The sequence below is a fragment of the Oerskovia enterophila genome, from assembly GCF_001692445.1.
Taxonomy (GTDB): Bacteria; Actinomycetota; Actinomycetes; order Actinomycetales; family Cellulomonadaceae; genus Oerskovia; species Oerskovia enterophila.
The window spans coordinates 35,758-52,784 of record NZ_MAQA01000016.1; the positions used below are offsets into that span (position 1 = coordinate 35,758).

At 72.6% G+C, this 17,027-nt stretch carries 14 protein-coding genes; 9 read left to right on the forward strand and 5 right to left on the reverse strand.

Features of this window, described 5'->3' with window-relative positions:
• Positions 1-94: 94 nt before the first annotated feature.
• The gene (locus OERS_RS08370; protein WP_083201320.1) at positions 95-2,491 is read right to left on the reverse strand and encodes a HelD family protein; all 2,397 of its coding nucleotides are present in this window, start codon (positions 2,489-2,491) and stop codon (positions 95-97) included.
• A 234-nt stretch (positions 2,492-2,725) separates the two neighbouring features.
• Between OERS_RS08370 and OERS_RS08375 the strand changes: the two genes are divergently transcribed.
• The 5 genes from OERS_RS08375 to OERS_RS08395 all read left to right on the forward strand — a co-directional run bounded on the left by OERS_RS08375 (position 2,726) and on the right by OERS_RS08395 (position 7,960).
• The gene (locus OERS_RS08375) at positions 2,726-4,036 is read left to right on the forward strand and encodes a PP2C family protein-serine/threonine phosphatase (protein ID WP_083201325.1); all 1,311 of its coding nucleotides are present in this window, start codon (positions 2,726-2,728) and stop codon (positions 4,034-4,036) included.
• Entirely contained in the window at positions 4,033-5,688 is a 1,656-nt protein-coding gene (locus OERS_RS08380; protein ID WP_231907691.1) for a sensor histidine kinase, read from the forward strand. Before OERS_RS08375 ends, OERS_RS08380 begins: the two co-directional genes overlap by 4 nt.
• 124 nt (positions 5,689-5,812) lie before the next feature.
• Positions 5,813-6,253 carry a response regulator gene (locus tag OERS_RS08385; RefSeq protein ID WP_056649045.1) on the forward strand — a complete coding sequence of 147 codons (441 nt, stop codon included), beginning with the start codon at positions 5,813-5,815 and terminating at the stop codon, positions 6,251-6,253.
• Positions 6,254-6,496: 243 nt separating this feature from the next.
• Positions 6,497-7,444: a proteasome assembly chaperone family protein gene (locus OERS_RS08390; RefSeq protein WP_068625452.1), complete on the forward strand. Its 948-nt coding sequence runs from the start codon at positions 6,497-6,499 to the stop codon at positions 7,442-7,444.
• 312 nt (positions 7,445-7,756) lie between these two features.
• The gene (locus tag OERS_RS08395; protein WP_056648823.1) at positions 7,757-7,960 is read left to right on the forward strand and encodes a cold-shock protein; all 204 of its coding nucleotides are present in this window, start codon (positions 7,757-7,759) and stop codon (positions 7,958-7,960) included.
• Between the two features lie 72 nt (positions 7,961-8,032).
• Here the strand turns inward: OERS_RS08395 and OERS_RS08400 are convergent, their stop codons facing one another.
• On the reverse strand, positions 8,033-9,142 hold the full coding sequence (locus OERS_RS08400; RefSeq protein ID WP_083201321.1) for a spermidine synthase: 1,110 nt from the start codon (positions 9,140-9,142) through the stop codon (positions 8,033-8,035).
• Between the two features lie 117 nt (positions 9,143-9,259).
• On the opposite strand from OERS_RS08400, the gene OERS_RS08405 reads away from it, so the two are divergent.
• Genes OERS_RS08405 through OERS_RS08415 form a run of 3 tightly spaced genes read left to right on the forward strand, consistent with a single transcriptional unit; the run spans position 9,260 to position 11,437 of the window.
• Positions 9,260-9,700, forward strand: a complete 441-nt coding sequence (locus OERS_RS08405; protein WP_068625430.1) for an SAV_6107 family HEPN domain-containing protein — start codon at positions 9,260-9,262, stop codon at positions 9,698-9,700.
• 34 nt (positions 9,701-9,734) lie between these two features.
• The gene (locus tag OERS_RS08410) at positions 9,735-10,994 is read left to right on the forward strand and encodes a DNA polymerase IV (protein WP_056648826.1); all 1,260 of its coding nucleotides are present in this window, start codon (positions 9,735-9,737) and stop codon (positions 10,992-10,994) included.
• A 38-nt stretch (positions 10,995-11,032) separates the two neighbouring features.
• Complete coding sequence (locus OERS_RS08415) at positions 11,033-11,437, forward strand: DUF3040 domain-containing protein (protein ID WP_068625431.1); 405 nt, start codon at positions 11,033-11,035, stop codon at positions 11,435-11,437.
• Here OERS_RS08415 and OERS_RS08420 read toward each other — a convergent pair.
• Genes OERS_RS08420 through OERS_RS08430 form a run of 3 tightly spaced genes read right to left on the reverse strand, consistent with a single transcriptional unit; the run spans position 11,385 to position 16,037 of the window.
• Positions 11,385-13,715 (reverse strand): transglutaminase family protein, encoded by a 2,331-nt coding sequence (locus OERS_RS08420; protein ID WP_068625432.1) that lies wholly within the window; start codon positions 13,713-13,715, stop codon positions 11,385-11,387. The genes OERS_RS08415 and OERS_RS08420 overlap by 53 nt on opposite strands.
• The gene (locus tag OERS_RS08425; protein ID WP_068625433.1) at positions 13,712-15,031 is read right to left on the reverse strand and encodes a DUF58 domain-containing protein; all 1,320 of its coding nucleotides are present in this window, start codon (positions 15,029-15,031) and stop codon (positions 13,712-13,714) included. Before OERS_RS08425 ends, OERS_RS08420 begins: the two co-directional genes overlap by 4 nt.
• A 1-nt stretch (position 15,032) precedes the next feature.
• On the reverse strand, positions 15,033-16,037 hold the full coding sequence (locus tag OERS_RS08430; protein ID WP_068625434.1) for an AAA family ATPase: 1,005 nt from the start codon (positions 16,035-16,037) through the stop codon (positions 15,033-15,035).
• A 337-nt stretch (positions 16,038-16,374) separates the two neighbouring features.
• Here OERS_RS08430 and mraZ point away from each other — a divergent pair, with 337 nt between their 5' ends.
• Entirely contained in the window at positions 16,375-16,809 is a 435-nt protein-coding gene (mraZ, locus tag OERS_RS08435) for a division/cell wall cluster transcriptional repressor MraZ (protein WP_056649048.1), read from the forward strand.
• The last annotated feature ends 218 nt before the right edge of the window (positions 16,810-17,027 follow it).

Consider the following 17,027-nt stretch of genomic DNA (forward strand, 5'->3'; position numbering starts at 1 on the left):
CCCGGCACGGCTGGCCGGACGCCGTCCGGGCGCACCACGCGACAGGTCCGACGACGCCGGTCGGGCACCTCGCCCGGCCCGCGCCGCGCGCGCCTCAGTCGGCGAACCCTCCGGGCAGGGGCTGTGCGTGCACGACGACGAGTCGCTGGGTGGGTCGCGTCATGGCCACGTAGAGGTCCGAGGCGCCCGAGGTGGCGGCGAGGATCTCGGCCGGCTCGACCAGGACGACGGCGTCGAACTCGAGGCCCTTGCTCTGCGTGGGGCTCAGGACCGTCAGCGCCGCGGCGAGCGCGCCGGGGAGGGCCGCGGCCGGACCGGCGAGCAGCGGCGTCGAGCCGTGCGCCTCGACCAGCTGCTCGCGCACCTCGCCCACGCGCCCGGCCGGGACGACCACGGCGACCCGGCCTGCGCCGTCGGGCCCGACGAACTCCGCCAGCGCCGCGCGGACCCGTGCGACGACCTCCGGTCCCACGGCACCAGCAACGGGGACCGGGGCCAGCACGAGGGCTCCCGGGACGTCGCGCGCCGAGGTGAGCGACGACGTCGGGAGGCCCGACGCGGCCGCGAACCGCTGCGCGGTGTCCGCGATCTGGGTGGGCGTGCGGTAGTTGACGGTCAGGGTCGCCTGCCGCCACGCGTCGCGCAGCAGCGGGTCGAGCATGCTCGCCCACGACCGCGCACCCGCGAGCGAGGACGTCTGGGCGACGTCGCCGACGATCGTCATGGACCGTGTGGGGCAGCGGCGCACCAGGGCGCGCCACGCCATCGCGGAGAGCTCCTGGGCCTCGTCGACCACGACGTGCGCGTACGTCCACGTGCGGTCCTGGGCAGCGCGCTCGGCCGTGGTCAGGCGCGAGCCCCCGCCGCCGAAGCGGTCCGCGAGGATCTCCGCCCCCACGATCCCGCCGCCTGCCCCCGAGGACTCGAGCACCTGGCGCGCGTACTCGAGGTTCGCCGCGCGGTCCGCGGCCTCGGCCTTGGCCTGGGCGCGGGCAGCCTGGTCGTCCTCGCCCAGGAGCTCGGCGGCCTCGTCGAGCAGGGGCACGTCCGCGGGCGTCCAGGGTGAGCCCTGGGGGCGTGCGAGGGCCGCACGGTCCGCGCGTGACATGTCGGGTGCCGCCTCGGCGAGGCGGTGCGGCTTGACGAACAGGTCCTCGATCAGGCGCTCGGGCGTGAGCGGCATCCAGGCGAGGTTGAGCGCGATCCGGATCTCGCGCTGCCGACGCAGGTCGTCGATCACCTCGGCCCGCTCCTCGGGAGCGACCGGCCCGCCGAGCTCGGCGAGGTACTGGTCGGCGAGCCGGCCCAGCATCTCGCGCACGAACGGGACGCGGGCGAGGTTGTGCGGCTTGTGGGTGCGGTGGGCCTTGGCGATCGCGTCGCGCACGTCGGAGCGGCGGACCACCAGGTCGTGCCCGTCGATGCGCAGGTGCTGGTCCGCGGCGGGCACGCGCTGGCGTGCGCGGACGGCCCGCTGGACGATCCTGGCCCAGGACGCGCGGCCCTTGATGCGGGCCACCTCGGGGGACTCCTCGCCGTCGGCGACGAGTCCCGGGAGCAGCTCGGCGATCGTGGTGCTCACGACGCCGGTCTCGCCGAGCGAGGGCAGGACCTGGTCGATGTAGTGCAGGAAGGACAGGCTGGGGCCGACCAGCAGGACGCCCGAGCGCTCGAGCAGGCGGCGGTGGGCGTACAGGAGGTAGGCCGCGCGGTGCAGCGCGACGGCTGTCTTGCCGGTGCCCGGCCCGCCCTGGACCACCAGGGCGCCCGCGAGCTCCGAGCGGATGATCGCGTCCTGCTCGGCCTGGATCGTCGCGACGATGTCGCCCATGCGGCTCGTCCGGCCGGCCGCCATGGCGGCGAGCAGAGCCCCCTCGCCCGAGAGCGAGGACTGCGAGGCCGAGTCCGAGGACAGGTCGAGGACCTCGTCCTCGAGCCCGGTCACGCTGCGTCCCCTGGTCACGAGGTGCCGACGGCGCCGCACCCCGTCGGGGTGGGCCGCGGTCGCCCGGTAGAACGCCTGGGCGGCGGGAGCCCGCCAGTCGGTGAGGATCGAGGCGTGGTCCTCGTCGGACAGGCCGATCCGGCCGACGTAGCGCGTGGTGTCGTCGTCGAGGTCGAGCCGTCCGAAGGTCAGGCGCTCCTCGACGGACTCGAGCTGCGCGAGCCGGTCCTCGTAGAGGGTCGCGAACGCGTCGCGCTCGCTGCGGTTCTGGGGGGACCCGGACGGGCCGCCGCGGCGGACGCCCGCCAGGCGGGCCCGGGTCGCGGCACGCAGCTCGTCGAGGCGGGCGTAGAGCGTGTCGACGACGAGCTGTTCCTTGCCGATCTCCTCCTGTCGTCCGGAGGGTTGGTGGTCCGGCGTGGCCGTGACCTGTCCGTCCGGAGCCCGTGTCCCGCTCGTCCGGTCGCTCGTCTCGCGCACCCTGATCCGTCCTGTCCTCTGGTCCCACGTGGCCCGCTCGCGCACCCCCGCGATGCAGCCGTCCATTATTGCCGATCCGGGCGGTCCCGGGGGCCATCCGACCGAGGCGCGGACCGCGGGCGGACCGGGGAGGGGCGGCGCGTCGGACAGGGGGGGACGGGCGAGGGTCCGGGCCGCCCGGACCCGGTCGTGCGGGCGCCCCCGCACGTGGGGCGGCGCAGGAGGCGCGCCCGCATCCCACCGCGAGGCAGCGCTGTCCTCTACGATCGGGAACCATGGCGAGAGTGGGGAGTGCACGTCGTGGTGACTGACCCCGTGCCGCCCCGTGCTCAGGACGGTGCCCCCGCGGTCCTCTCGCCCGAGGACCTGCTGCGGGTCCTGCTCGTCGAGGACGACGACGGGGACGCGATCCTCGTCGAGGAGCTGCTCGAGGACGCGAGCGTCAACGTCGAGCTGCACCGGGCGACCGCGCTCGACGAGGCGCTGGAGAAGCTCGGCCAGCACGACGTGCACTGCATCCTGCTGGACCTCGGTCTGCCCGACGCCGTGGGTCTGTCCGCGGTCGAACGGCTGCAGTCTCGACCCAACCCGCCGGCCCTCGTGGTCCTGACCGGGCACACCGGGATCGACCTCGGGGTCCAGGCCGTGGCGGCAGGCGCCGACGACTACCTGGTCAAGGGAGAGGTCGACGGTGATCTCCTCGGTCGATCGGTCCGGTACGCGGTGCAGCGCCGTCGCTCCAAGGAGCAGCAGCGTGCGCTGTACCGCAGCGAGGTCCGGGCCGCGGAGACCGCTCGCCTCGAGCGCGCCCTCCTGCCCAAGGCGCTCGTCTCCGACGAGCGGATCGCTGTCATGGTCGGCTACATCCCCGGAGGCAACGGGCTGCTCGGCGGCGACTTCTACGACGCGGTCGAGCGCAGCGACGGGAGCGTCCTGTGCCTGATCGGTGACGTCGCGGGGCACGGACCCGACGAGGCGGCTCTCGGCGCGACGCTGCGCACGGCGTGGCGCACGCTCGTCCTGTCGGACGTCGCCCCCGACCAGATCCTGCCGCTGGTCGAGCGGGTCCTGGTGCCCGAGGGTGCCCGCCCCGAGGTGTTCGTCACGCTGTGCCAGGTCGTCATCTCCGCCGACCGGTCCGGGGTCGACCTCTACCTCGCGGGGCACATGCCCCCGCTGCTTCTCCAGGAGTCCTGCTCGGAGCTCCCGACGGCGTCGCGCGGGCGGGCGCTCGGCATCCCCGTGGGCGGGGGCTGGCGCGCCGAGCACGTGGAGCTCGAGGCGCCCTGGGCGCTCATGCTCTACACCGACGGACTCATCGAGGCGACGCTGGCGGAGGACCCGGCGATCCCGGGGACGGGGTTCGTCCCCGGGGCTCCGGGACGCAGGGAGCGGCTCGGGGTCGCTGGGCTCCTCGCTGCGGTCGACACCGAGATCGCGCACGGGGGCGAAGGGCTCGTCGAGCGGGTCTTCCGCCGTGTCCGGGACCTGCACGGCGGCCCCCTGGCCGACGACGCGGCGGTCCTCGTGGTCGGCTGGGGCGGGCCGGACCAGGCGGCTCGTGGCGAGCGGACCGCGACCCTCGCGGACTCCGACGAGTGGTCGCAGTGACGGCAGGGCAGTCGACGGCACAGGGCGCGGACACCGAGAGGGAGCCCGAGATCCTCGCGGGGACAGCGCCGCAGGGCGCGTCCTTGCGGCGCCGCCTCGGTGTCCTGCTGGTGGTCGCCGCGGCGATCCTGCTCGCGGTCCTCGTGACCTCGGTCGTTGCTCTCCTCAACGTCGTGCGCATCCAGGACGAGGTGACCAACCCCTACTTCACGGCCATCACCCAGGCGGACACGGCGTACATCTCGCTCGTGGACGCCGAGTCGTCGGTGCGGGCCTTCCTCGCGACGGGTGTCGAGGTCAACCTCGAGCCGTTCGAGCGCTCGGTCGGCTCGGACGGGTCGGTGTCCCTCCACGACGAGGCGACGTCGGAGGTGCTCGCGGTCTCACCTCCGGTGGCGGCCGCCCTCGACAGGGCGTCGACGGCCATCCACGAGTGGGCCCTCGGGTACGCCGTGCCGTCCGTCCAGAAGGTGCAGGACGGCGGCCCGGAGGCCGTGACGACCGACGACAAGCTCGAGGGCGCTCGTCTGTTCGACGACGCCCGGGTCGCGACGGGCGACTACATCACGGTCCTGCGGTCCGTCCGGGCGGAGAAGGTCGAGGAGCTCGAGAGCTGGACGCAGGTGCTCTTCGGGTCGGTCCTCGTCCTCGTCCTGGCCGCGCTGCTGGTGGGCGCGGTCCTGTGGAGCGTGCTCAAGCGGTGGATCACCGAGCCCGTGACCTCGCTCGCGCACCAGGTGCGCGTCGTCAGCGGCGGTCGGCTGCGGCAGCCGGTCGCGGTCAGCGCGCCGGGCGAGATCGGGGCGCTCGCGATCGACATCGAGCACATGCGCCAGGAGCTCGTGAGCCAGGTGGCCGAGATCCGTGCGTCGCACGAGGAGGTCGAGCTCTCCCACGAGCTGCTCGCTGCCCAGGCCCAGGAGCTCGAACGCTCGAACCGCGACCTGGAGCAGTTCGCCTACGTCGCCTCGCACGACCTCCAGGAGCCGTTGCGCAAGGTCGCGTCGTTCACCCAGCTGCTGCAGAAGCGGTACGGCGGACAGCTCGACGACCGTGCGGACCAGTACATCGAGTTCGCGGTCGACGGGGCCAAGCGGATGCAGCGGCTCATCCAGGACCTGCTCGGGTTCTCGCGCGTCGGACGGACCGGGACCGAACGGGTCCAGGTCGACCTCGAGAAGTCGCTCGCGGTGGCCCTGTCCGACCTCGAGGACAAGATCGCCACGACGGGCGCGGTCGTGACGCACGACCCGCTCCCCACGGTCCGCGGCGAGAAGGCCCTGCTCGAACAGCTCTTCGTCAACCTCGTGGGCAACGCGATCAAGTTCCGCGACCCGGAGCGTCCGCCGGTCGTCCACGTCGGGGTCCGGGCGAGCGAGCGCGCGTGGGAGCTCAGCGTGGTCGACAACGGGATCGGGATCGACGCGCAGTACGCCGAACGGGTCTTCGTCATCTTCCAGCGGCTGCACCCCAAGGACGTCTACGAGGGGACGGGGATCGGCCTCGCGCTGTGCAAGCGGATCGTGGAGTACCACGGCGGGCGCATCTGGCTCGAGCCGACCGAGGGCGGCGGGACGACGGTCCGGTTCACGATCGCGCACGCCTACGACCCCTCTGCCGCCGCCCAGCGGCCCTCGCACGACGCGCCGTAGCCGACGGAGCCCTGCGACGTGCCGCCACGTGCTGCGACGTGTGCGGCAGCTCGTCGACTAGGCTCGCGGCGTGGCCCCGGAGGACCGGGGCGACCTGGGGACGACGGACTGCGGGGCACACGGCATGAGCAACGGGCACAAGGTGATCGACGTCCTGCTGGTCGAGGACGACCCGGGCGACGTCCTGATGACGCGCGAGGCGTTCGAGGACCACAAGCTCACGAACCGGCTCTCGGTCGTCAGCGACGGCGTCAGCGCGATGGCCTTCCTGCGCAAGGAGGGGGAGTACGCGGACGCGCCGACCCCGGACCTGATCCTCCTGGACCTGAACCTTCCGCGCATGGACGGTCGTGAGGTCCTGGGCGAGCTCAAGTCGGACCCGGCCCTCCGCCAGATCCCCGTCGTCGTGCTCACGACGTCCGAGGCCGAGGAGGACGTCGTGCGTTCCTACTCGCTGCACGCGAACGCCTACGTGACCAAGCCGGTCGACTTCGACCGCTTCATCGACGTGGTCCGTCAGATCGACGACTTCTTCGTCACCGTGGTGCGTCTCCCCGGGCGCTGACCGACCCGGGGCACGGCCCCGGCCGGTACGGCCTCGGTGTGCCCTGTGCCCTGTGCCCTGTGCCCCGTGCCGGCACGGCTCGCCCGTCGTCGGGACCGAGGTCCCGGCCCGGGAAGGTTCCGACGGTGCGTGGTGTTGTCCTGATCGAACCGCCGACGAGCGGCCTGCGTGGACCGGGACGGTCCTCGTGGCTCGTCGCCCGGGGCGGGCGGTACGGATCGCACGACGACGGAGGAGCAGCTGGTGTTGGACCCACGAGGGATCTACGAGGTGGACGAGGCCGCGGTGGCGCGCGTCCTGCCCGCGGCGACGCATGCACAGGAGGGGGCCTCGCTCCGCGCGGTCGGCCCGGTCCTGCTGCACTCGGTGCGCGGGTTCGTGGACGCCGGCACGGCCGGCGACCTCGCGGTCGAGCACCTGCTCGAGGAGTTCGAGGTCACGCGCCTGGTCACGTTCGACGTGGACCAGCTCCTCGACTACCGCTCCAAGCGCGTGACGATGGTCTTCGACGCGGACCGGTGGGCCTCGTACGACGAGCCGTTCCTTGCGATCGACCACGTGCGCGACGCCGAGGGGACGGGCTTCCTGCTCCTGCACGGTATCGAGCCGGACCTGCAGTGGGAGCGCGTGGTCGCCGCGCTGCGCGAGCTCGTGGACAGGTTCGACGTCTCGCTCGTCGTCGGATTCCACGGCATCCCCATGGGCATCCCGCACACGCGTCCGCTCTCGGTGACCGCGCACGCGACCCGGCGCGAGCTGATCGAGGACCACACGTCGTGGTTCGGCACGGTCAAGGTCCCGGGCTCGTTGGCCGCGCTGCTCGAGCTGCGTCTCGGGGAGTCGGGGCACGACGCCCTGGGCTTCACGGTGCACGTCCCGCACTACCTCGCGCAGTCGCCGTTCCCGCCGGCGGCGGTCGTCGCGCTCGAGAACGTCCAGCGGTCGACGGGTCTCGACCTGCGCGTCGCGGCGCTCGCGGACGCGTCCCAGGAGGCAGTCCAGGAGGTCGAGCGGCAGATGGCGGAGTCCGAGGAGGTCACGGCCGTGGTGCGTGCGCTCGAGGAGCAGTACGACGCGTTCGCCCGGTCGGTGGGCCGCACGAGCCTGCTCGCGGACTCCGCTCCCATCCCGACGGCGGACGAGCTCGGGGCCGAGTTCGAGCGTTTCCTCGCCCAGCAGGGTGGCGAGTGACGGTCCCTCGCGGAGGTTCTGCGGAGGTTGTGGGGACGAATCACGGTATTTCCCGGCGTTTGACGTGGCGAACCTCACCTTGACCGTGCAAAACTAGGTCTCGTTGCAGTGACGTGCTCGAGACATGCCTTCGCGTGAACCGGTGTCGACGCAGCAGGATCCCGGTCCGCCGGGGTCGTGCCTGTCCAGCCGGCGGTCGCCACGACCGGAACCACGCGGAGCGGGTCGCGGGTCCGGCTGCGACGGCTCGATGAACGGGCGAAGGGTCCGTTCGCGGATGTCCCCGGTTGGACAGAAGGTACGAGGAACAGCATGGCGCAGGGTTCTGTGAAGTGGTTCAACGCTGAGAAGGGCTATGGGTTCATCGCCCAGGACGACGGCGGAGCCGACGTCTTCGTCCACTACTCGGCGATCGAGGCCCAGGGCTACCGGTCGCTCGAAGAGGCTCAGCGTGTCGAGTTCGAGATCACCCAGGGGCCCAAGGGCCCGCAGGCGGAGAACGTCCGCCCGCTCTGATCTCCCTGATCTTCTCCCGGTTCTCGCGAACCGGAGCCGGAGGCCGCACCCTGCAGGGTGCGGCCTCCGGTGTCATGTGGTCCCAGGCCCGACGGCGTCGCGCGGGACCGCAGCGGGCGCACCCGGGTGGGTGGCGTCGTCGGGCGCGGAGAGCGGGACGGCGTCCTCGAGCGGCACCGCCGTGCCCGTGAAGCGTCGCACCTCGTCCCCGGTGAGCAGCGTGGCGGGGACCGGCAGGCTGCGCAGCGCGCGCGCCAGGCCAGGGTCGTCGAGCCCGAACGGTGCGGCCTCGTCGAGCGCGTCGGCGGGGTCGTCGCGGGCCACCCGGTCGTCGCCGACGGAGGCCGTGTCGTCGACGGGCCGCACGACGACGAGGACGAGGTTCCCGTAGCGGCGGCCCTTGAGCTGACCGGGTTCGGCGATCAAGCCGACCTGGTCGTGCGCACGGGCGCCCCCCGAGGCGCGGCCGAGCGCTGCGACGGCGGTCGCGAGCTCCCTGCGGACCAGCGCGAGCGGCGGACGGTCCGCGCAGTTCGCGAGGTAGACCCCGCCAGGGCGCAGGACGCGCAGCGCCTCGCGGACGAAGCCGACGGTCGTGACGTGCGCCGGGGTGGTGTCGCCCGCGAACACGTCGCGCACGACGACGTCGACGCTCGCGTCCGGCAGCGTCGCGAGCTCTGCCCGGGCGTCTCCGGCGCGCAGGCGGAGCCGGGGTGCGCGGGGAAGGGCGAACCACTCGCGGACGCGGGCGACGAGGTCGGCGTCGAGGTCCACCGCGATCTGGCGCGAGTCCGGTCGCTCGTGCTCGACGTAGCGCGCGAGCGTGCACCCTGCGGCGCCCAGGTGCACGACGCGCAGCGACCCCGCCGGGAGGGCCCCCAGGACCGCGGCCATCTGCTGCATGTACTCGAACGTCAGGAGGCCGGGGTCGGCGAGGTCCAGGTGGGAGCTGGGCACGCCGTTGACCATGAGCGTCACTCCCGTGCTGCCGTCCGGGTCGGGCACCAGCTCGGCCGTCCCGGTCGAGGTCGGGATCTCGCCCGCCGGGAGCTCGTGGACGCTCTCCGCGCCGCGCGGGCGGGTGCCCCCTCGGGTCCGCCGAGGGGCCGGGGACGGCTCTGTGGGTGCCGAGGTGGATGCTGAGGAGCGACGGGACGTCCGTCGGGAGGACTTGCGAGGCATGGGTCCACCGTAGGGGCATCGCGCCGCCGGGTCGGCGCCGGACGACAGACGACGCCCACCCGGACGGATTGACTTTCCTCGAACAGGTGTTCGATAGTTGACTTCGGAGGTGTTGAGATGACTACGCAGCACAGGGTCTCGCCGGGTGCGGTCGCCCCTGACGTCGCTCGGCTCCTCGCGCGCGCTGATGCGGAGATCATCGCAGCGAGCCTCGCAGCGGACCCCGCAGAGCGGTTCGTCCACGCCCACCTCGGCGCGCTGCGCGCTGCCGCGGCGGTCGTCGCGCTGCGCGGCAAGCCCTCCTCGCGCTCCCGAGCCCGCTCGGTCTGGGACCTCCTGGCCGTCGTCGAGCCCGGTCTCGCGGCATGGTCGGTCTACTTCGCGGGTGGGGCGCGCATCCGGGCCGCGGTCGACGCCGGGAGGTTCGACGCGGTCGACCCTCGGCGTGCCGAGGAGATCATGGTCTGCGCCGAGGACTTCCGCGACGAGGTCGCGATGATCATCGACCCGGACGCCGGGTTCGTCCGGCACCCCACGCTCCGGGTCGTGGCCTCGTGACGAGCCGGCGCGCTCTCGAGCGGGCGGGCGTCCTGTGAGCCGCGGCCCGCGTTCTGCCCAGGCGCACCGGGACTGGGGGACCGACGAGACCGGGTGCTCCGTCCTGCACGTCGACATGGACGCCTTCTTCGCATCGGTCGAGCTCCGCCGTCGGCCAGAGCTGGTCGGGCGCCCCGTCGTCGTCGGCGGGTCGGAGCGCAGCGTGGTCCTCGCAGCCACGTACGAGGCGCGTGCCTTCGGCGTGCACTCGGCCATGCCCATGGCTCTCGCCCGGAGGTTGTGCCCGCAGGCCGTCGTGCTCCCCCCTGACCATCTGGCGTACCAGGAGGCCTCGCGTGCGGTGATGGAGATCGTCCACGAGGTCACGGCGCTCGTCGAGCAGATCAGCATCGACGAGGCGTTCCTCGACGTCAGCGGGGCCCGGCGTCGGCTCGGGGCGCCCACGGCGATCGCGAGGGATCTTCGGGAGCGCGTGCACGCAGAGGTCGGCATCACGTGCTCGGTGGGGATCGCCACGACCAAGTTCGTCGCGAAGCTCGCCTCGACGCACGCCAAGCCCGACGGCATGATGCTCGTCCCCGCCGCCGCGACCGTGCCGTTCCTGCGGACCCTTCCGGTCGGCGCGCTGTGGGGCGTGGGGGAACGGACCGAGAAGCTGCTCGCCGACTGGGGCATCACGACCGTCGCGCAGCTCGCGGACACCGAGGTCTCGGCCGTGCAGGCGGCCGTGGGCAAGGCTGCGGGTGCACACCTCCACGACCTCGCGTGGGGCAGGGACCCACGTCCCGTCGAGCCCGGGCGTGCAGAACGGAGCATCGGCGCGGAGACGACCTTCGAGCACGACCTGTACGACTCCGCGGTGATCGGCTCGGCGCTGCTGGGGCTCGCCGACCGCTGCGCCGCGCGGCTGCGGCACCAGGGCTTCGTCGCGCGGACCGTCAGCGTCAAGGTCCGCACGTCCGACTTCCGGACCCTCACGCGCTCGAGGACGCTGCGCGCCCCGACGGACGTCGCGCAGGAGATCCACCAGGTGGCCCGCGAGCTCGTGGAGTCGGTCGACCGGCGGGGACTCCCGGTGCGGCTCGTCGGGGTGCGGGCGGAGAACCTCGAGCCCCGGAGCACGTCGGTGCTCCAGCCCACGCTCGACGAGGCGGTCCAGGAGGAAGCGGGGTCGCGCCGTGCTGCCGAGGAGACGCTCGACCGGATCCGTGACCGTTTCGGGGTGAATTCCATCGGTCCGGCGTCCACCCGTCGACGCTCGACTACCACCAGGGCAGATGTCGATCTATCCTGAGAGGGACACACTTCAACTGCCGACACCCGGGGGTGCCCATGCCTCTGTCTGAGTACGAGCAGCGCGTACTGGAACAGATGGAAAGAGCGCTGACCTCGGATGATCCGCGGTTGGCGACAACGCTTCAGTCCACGCCCCGCAAGTCCGGCCTGCGCTACGTCGCGGCCGGGATCGGCGTGGTCGGCGGACTCCTTCTCCTGGTCGTGGGTGCGGCGACAGCCAATCCCTGGCTCGGTGTCGCGGGGTTCGTCGTGATGTTCGCGGGCGTGGCCTTCGCCTTCTCGGCACCGCGCAAGCGCGCGAGCGGCCCGGTGGGCGTCGTCGACGGAGACGGGAAGGTCACACCGCCCCGCGGAGCGACCAAGACCTCACCTCCCAGTCAGGGCTTCCTCACCCGACTGGAAGAGCGCTGGGACCGTCGACGTGAGCAGGGCGGTCGCTGAGTCCCTCGCGGACACCGGAGACCACCTGCTCGAGCAGCGAGGCGAGTGTCTCCGGAGCGGGGGGCTGCCAGGTCCGGGCGTAGCGCTGGGCCTCGACGGCTGACGTGAGCGTGACCAGGGCGTCGGTCGTCGCGACGGGGAGCTGCCTTCCCGTGCGGGCGACCACCTGAGCGACCACGAGCGCCGGTACGTTGCGCAGCGTCGCCGAGGAAGACCAGCGGATGTCCAGGTCTGCGAGCTGTTCGGTGAGCTCCGCCCAGGTGCTCTCGACGTCCGGTGTGGGGTCGGGGGCGGTACGACGGCGCGCGATCAGCCACGCGAGCCCTGACAGCACCAGGAGCACGACCAGCACGCTCCCGCCGATGATCCAGGTCCGCTGCCCGCCGTCCTGCGCAGTACCGGTCCCACCGCTGACGTCGGGAACGGGCCCGGTCGTCGGCGCCGTGGTGCTGAGCGCGTTCGGGGTCGCGGCGTTCGTCGGGACATCGCCGGGGTCCGCCGGTGCCGGCGCGTTGTTGGAGGCGAGGAGAGGGTCGGCCCACGAGGGGACCGGACCTGCCTGGACGGCCGGTGTCGGCTCGAAGCGCACCCATCCCTGACCAGGGAAGTAGAGCTCGGGCCATGCGTGCGAGTCCTTGCCGGTGACCTCGAAGAGGTTGTCGGTCGTCCGCTCGCCGGGCAGGAAGCCGACGGCCATGCGCGCGGGGATCCCGATGGATCGGGCCATCATCGTCATCGAGGTCGCGAACTGCACGCAATAGCCCTGACGGTCCTGCAGGAAGTTCCACACCGTGTCGTCGGTCTGACCGTCCGGGACCTCTGTCGAGTAGGTGAACCGGCTCCCGTCACGGAAGTAGGACTGCAGCGCGACGGCCGCGTCGTAGCGGTTGCTCGTGTCCGCGGTGATCTCGGTGGCGAGGGCGCGGATGTCCTCCTGGTGAGAGGAGGCCGGGACCTCGAGCAGGTTCGGGTCGTCGAGGTCACCACCTTCGCTGGTGCGCAGCGCCTGGGCGGTCAGGTCGCGCGGGTGGACGACGAAGGAGTACTCCATCCCCGGCTCGGTCGCCTCGTTGCCCGTCACCTCGTCGCGGGCGTCGTCGTAGAACCACTCGCCCGGGGCGGTGATCGTTCGAGGTTCGGTCGGCAGGACGAGCCGTTCGTCGCGCAGGGTCCGGAGCGTGACGTCGACCTGGCGGGGCTCACCGACGCCGCCGATCCCCGCGTCGTCGGGCCACAGGATGTTCGACTCCTCGACCTGGGGACCCTGGCGGGTGTCACCACGTCGCCAGTTGCGCCCGTCGAACCCGGTCAGGGTGAACATCCGCAGGGGACCGACGTCCGTGCTGCTGGTGTCGTTGGCCCGGTCCTCGGGGAACTCGTAGGTGAGGGCGACCTCTTCCGAGCGGGCCTTGAGGTTGCTCTCCATGTCGAGGTCGCTGGCCAGACGCACGGTGGGGCCCGCGCTCGTGAAGAAGGCGGTCCACGGTGACCGGACGATCTGGGGGAGCGCGCCCGCAGCGGATCCCGCGACGAGGGCGACGAGGGCGATCGCGAGCGTTGCGGCGAGCGTGGTGCTCGCGCGCAGCGCGCGGGTGGCGCGGTCGGGGGGACGGACGCTCGAGGCGGAGGTCGTGGTCCGGCGGACGGCCCGATGCGGGTTGTCGACGGCGACGAGCAGGAGCAGGGCCGTGACCGTGACGACGAAGACGACGGGCGGGACCGAGCCCTCGATGACCAGCGGAGGGATCCACAGGGCCAGCAGGGGCAGGCCGGCGGCGGCGGGCAGCCGCAGACCACCCGCTATCAGGTCGGTCAGGAGGAAGACGAGCGCGGCACCGCCGACCGCGATGAGGACGAGGGGGAACGACGGTTCGATCGGTGAGGTCTCGGTGGCGATGAGCTGTCGACCGGCCGCGAACCGAGCGAGCACCCTGTCGAGGCTCGCGCTGCTGATCGCCAGGTCGATCCCTCGGGACGTGACCCCTCCGAAGAGGGCCAGCAGGCCCCAGACGCCGACGAGCAGGCCTGCGAGAGTGGGGACGAGCGAGCGTGCGCGTGCCACCGACGCGGAGGGCCGCGTCTCGAGGAGAGCGCGGGTCGCCCACGTGACCAGTCCGAGGACCAGCAGGAAGGAGCTACCGGTGCGGGTCCACGGCCCGGGCCCGATCAGCACTGTCAGGGCGTGGAAGGACGCGACGGTCGCGACCAGGACCAGGACGGTGGTGGCCGTGGTCCGCGACAGGTCGGCGCGCCGGGTGCTGACGGTCGGGGTGGTCACCGGTGCTCCTCCATGAGCCTGTCCCAGGCCTGGTCGATCGATGTGAGCTGCGGGTCGACGTGCACGGCGTGCCAGCCCGTCGCGCGCAGCGCGGCCAGGGACTCGTCGAGCTCTGGCGAGGCGGCGGGCCCGACGACGAACGCCCAGTGGTTGCCGTCGCCCGCCATCGCGGCGACCGCCTGCCGGGCGAGCGCCCCCAGGGGCGCAAGGATCGCGACCGTCAGCTCCGCGGGTCGTCTGGTGCTGCGCAGCGCGTCGGCGGTCGCGGTGAGCCCGGCCTCGGCGTCGCGCCGGCTCGTGTGGCCCTGGAGGTCGACCGTCTGGTCGAGGAGCTGGGACGTCCCCTCGGAGCGGCGCCCGGGCGAGTAGGGGATCGCCTCGACCGCGGGAGCGCCCGTCGAGGCGACGAGGCGGACGGGGTGACCGGCGGCCAGCAACGAGATCCCGACGGACGCGGCGGCCTCGACGGCCCACTCCCCGTCCTCGGCCGCCGACGTGGAGCGCGCAGTCCCCGGCGGGGGAAGGGTCGAGCGGTCGAGGAGGACGGTCACGGGCGGCATCCCGGCGCTCTCGTCGGTGCGCACCATGAGCTGTCCGCGGCGGGCGGCGGTCGCCCAGTGCACCCGGCGGGGGTCGTCACCGGCGACGTAGTCGCGCAGCACGCTGTCGTCGCTCGACGACGTCCGCGCGCCGTGGGCCGATCGCGCGAACTCACCGAAGGCGCGCGCACCGCGCACCGCGAGCTCGGTCGTGCGGGGCCACACGGTGACGGTGCTCGGAGCGCCCAGGGGCTGGGCCGCCCGCACGAGGCCGAACACGTCGACACGGCTCGTCAGCACGGGGCCGAGAGCCCAGCGCCCGCGGTGCTGGGGGCGCAGGCGGTAGCGCACCGCGATCCGGTCCGGATGCGTCACGACCTGTGCGCGCAGTGCGTCCTGCTCGCAGAGCTCCCCGGCGGCCTGCTCGCTGATCTGCAGGCGGGCGAGCCGCCCGAGCGCGGTCGCGGTCGGCTGGACGGGGGCGACGACGAGCCGGGTGGTGACCTGGTTCCCGCGGACCGCCGGGTCGGGCTCGACCTTGCGGCCGACCTGGAGGGCACCGCGGCCGCGGTCGATGCGACGCACGGCCATCCACACCCAGGACGAGAGGACCGCGAGGGCCCCGGCGGCCCCGAGCCCCACGACGTCGCGCAACCCCAGGGCCGATCCGACGGCGATCAGCACGACGCTCGCGCCGAGGACGGCGTTGCCCCGGACGGTGGGCCGGACCCGGGCGAGGCCTCGCAGGCGCCGTGGGGACGTGCGCGCGCCCGGCATGTCAGCGGCTGTCCGTGGACGTGTAGGCGGGGATCGGCGTCCGCTCGACGATCGACGCCACGACGTGGGCGGCGGTGTGGCCGGCCAGGCGGGACTCGGTGGACAGGATCAGCCGGTGCGCGAGCACGGGCTGGGCGAGCAGCTGGACGTCGTCCGGCAGGACGTGGTCACGGCCCGCCATGGCTGCGACCGCCTTGGCAGCGCGGAGCAGCTGGAGCGACGTGCGGGGCGAGGCGCCGAGCTTGAGCCCGGGGTGCTCGCGCGTCTGGGTGACCAGGGCGAGCACGTACCTCTTGACGGCGGGCGACGCGTAGACCGAGCGGGCGACCTGCGCGAAACGCAGGATCGTCGGTCCGTCCACGACGGGGTCGATGTGCTCGAGCGGGGTGTCCGACTCCTGGCGGTCGAGCATCTCGAGCTCGGCCTCGACGTCCGGGTAGCCGACCGTGAGGCGCGCCATGAAGCGGTCTCGCTGCGCCTCGGGCAGGGGATAGGTCCCCTCCATCTCGACCGGGTTCTGCGTCGCGACGACGAGGAAGGGGCGGGGGAGGGGGTGGGTCGTGCCGTCGACCGTCGTCTGCCCCTCCTCCATGCACTCCAGGAGGGCCGACTGCGTCTTGGGCGACGCACGGTTGATCTCGTCGCCGATCACGATGTTGGAGAAGACGGGTCCGGGGCGGAACTCGAAGTCGTGCGTCTGCGTCCGGTAGATGTTGACGCCCGTGAGGTCGCTCGGGAGCAGGTCGGGCGTGAACTGGATGCGTCCGACGTGGCAGTCGATGGTGCGTGCGAGCGCCTTGGCGAGCGTCGTCTTGCCGACTCCGGGCACGTCCTCGAGCAGGAGGTGGCCCTCCGCGAGGAGCACCGCGACCGTGAGGTGGACGAGCTCCGGTCGTCCGGAGATCACCGACTCGATCCGGGAGCGGATCCGACCGGTCGCCTCGACGAGCTCGCCGAGAGGATCGAGGCCGTCACGGGACGGGGGAGAGGTGTAGTCGGTGAGCACGAGAAACCTCCGTTGGCCACGCTCGGTGTGCGGACTCGCAAGCCTAGTTGACCATTGTCCCCACTCTCCTCCCCGTCCGGATCGCGAAATGCTCGAGGACGCCTCGAGCGGGGCGGACGAGCCGGGCGAACGTGAGGAAACGACGCGGGTGCCGTTGGTGCCGGGGCCAGGCGCCCCACTGTGTCCTCCACTGTCTGACCTGCGGAGATTGTGCGAAGAGGGGTGAAGTGGCGGTGATATCCCGGGCTTCGTGGAGGCATGTGGAGTACTGTGGAGGAAGTGGGAGCAGGAGGGGAGGGCACGGCGGATGAGCGAGCTGTTCAGCGGTTCCCCGAGCCTGCTTCTCGGCACCTACACACCCCGGCTGGACGACAAGGGGCGCCTCATCCTCCCCGCGAAGTTCCGCAGCCAGCTCGCGCCCGGGCTGGTGATGACCAGGGGGCAGGAGCACTGCCTCTTCCTCCTGCCCATGGACGAGTTCCGACGCATGTACGACCAGATCCGTCAGGCCCCCGTCACGAGCAAGCAGGCGCGGGACTATCTCCGGGTCTTCCTCTCGGGGGCGAGCGACGAGATCCCGGACAAGCAGGGACGGATCTCCATCCCGGCCCCTCTGCGGGCGTACGCAGGACTCGACCGGGACGTCGCCGTGATCGGCGCCGGCACCCGCGTGGAGATCTGGGACGCCACGGCGTGGTCGACCTACCTCGCCGAGCAGGAGGCCGGGTACGCCACCACGGCGGAGGAGGTGCTTCCCGCCCTCCGCTTCTGACGGACCGCACGACCAGCACGAGCTGTGTACCGCACGACGACATCAAGAGCTGGACGACGAGGACCTGACGCTCCCGCAGGACGAGGCCTCCTCCCGCCCGGTCTGGCGCACTTCCCCGGTGCCAGAACGGACGCGGTGGGAGACCTGGCCCGGCGGCGCGGAACGGTCTCACCGGCACGACGCACGACAGGCAGACACCGAAGACCATGCATCACCCC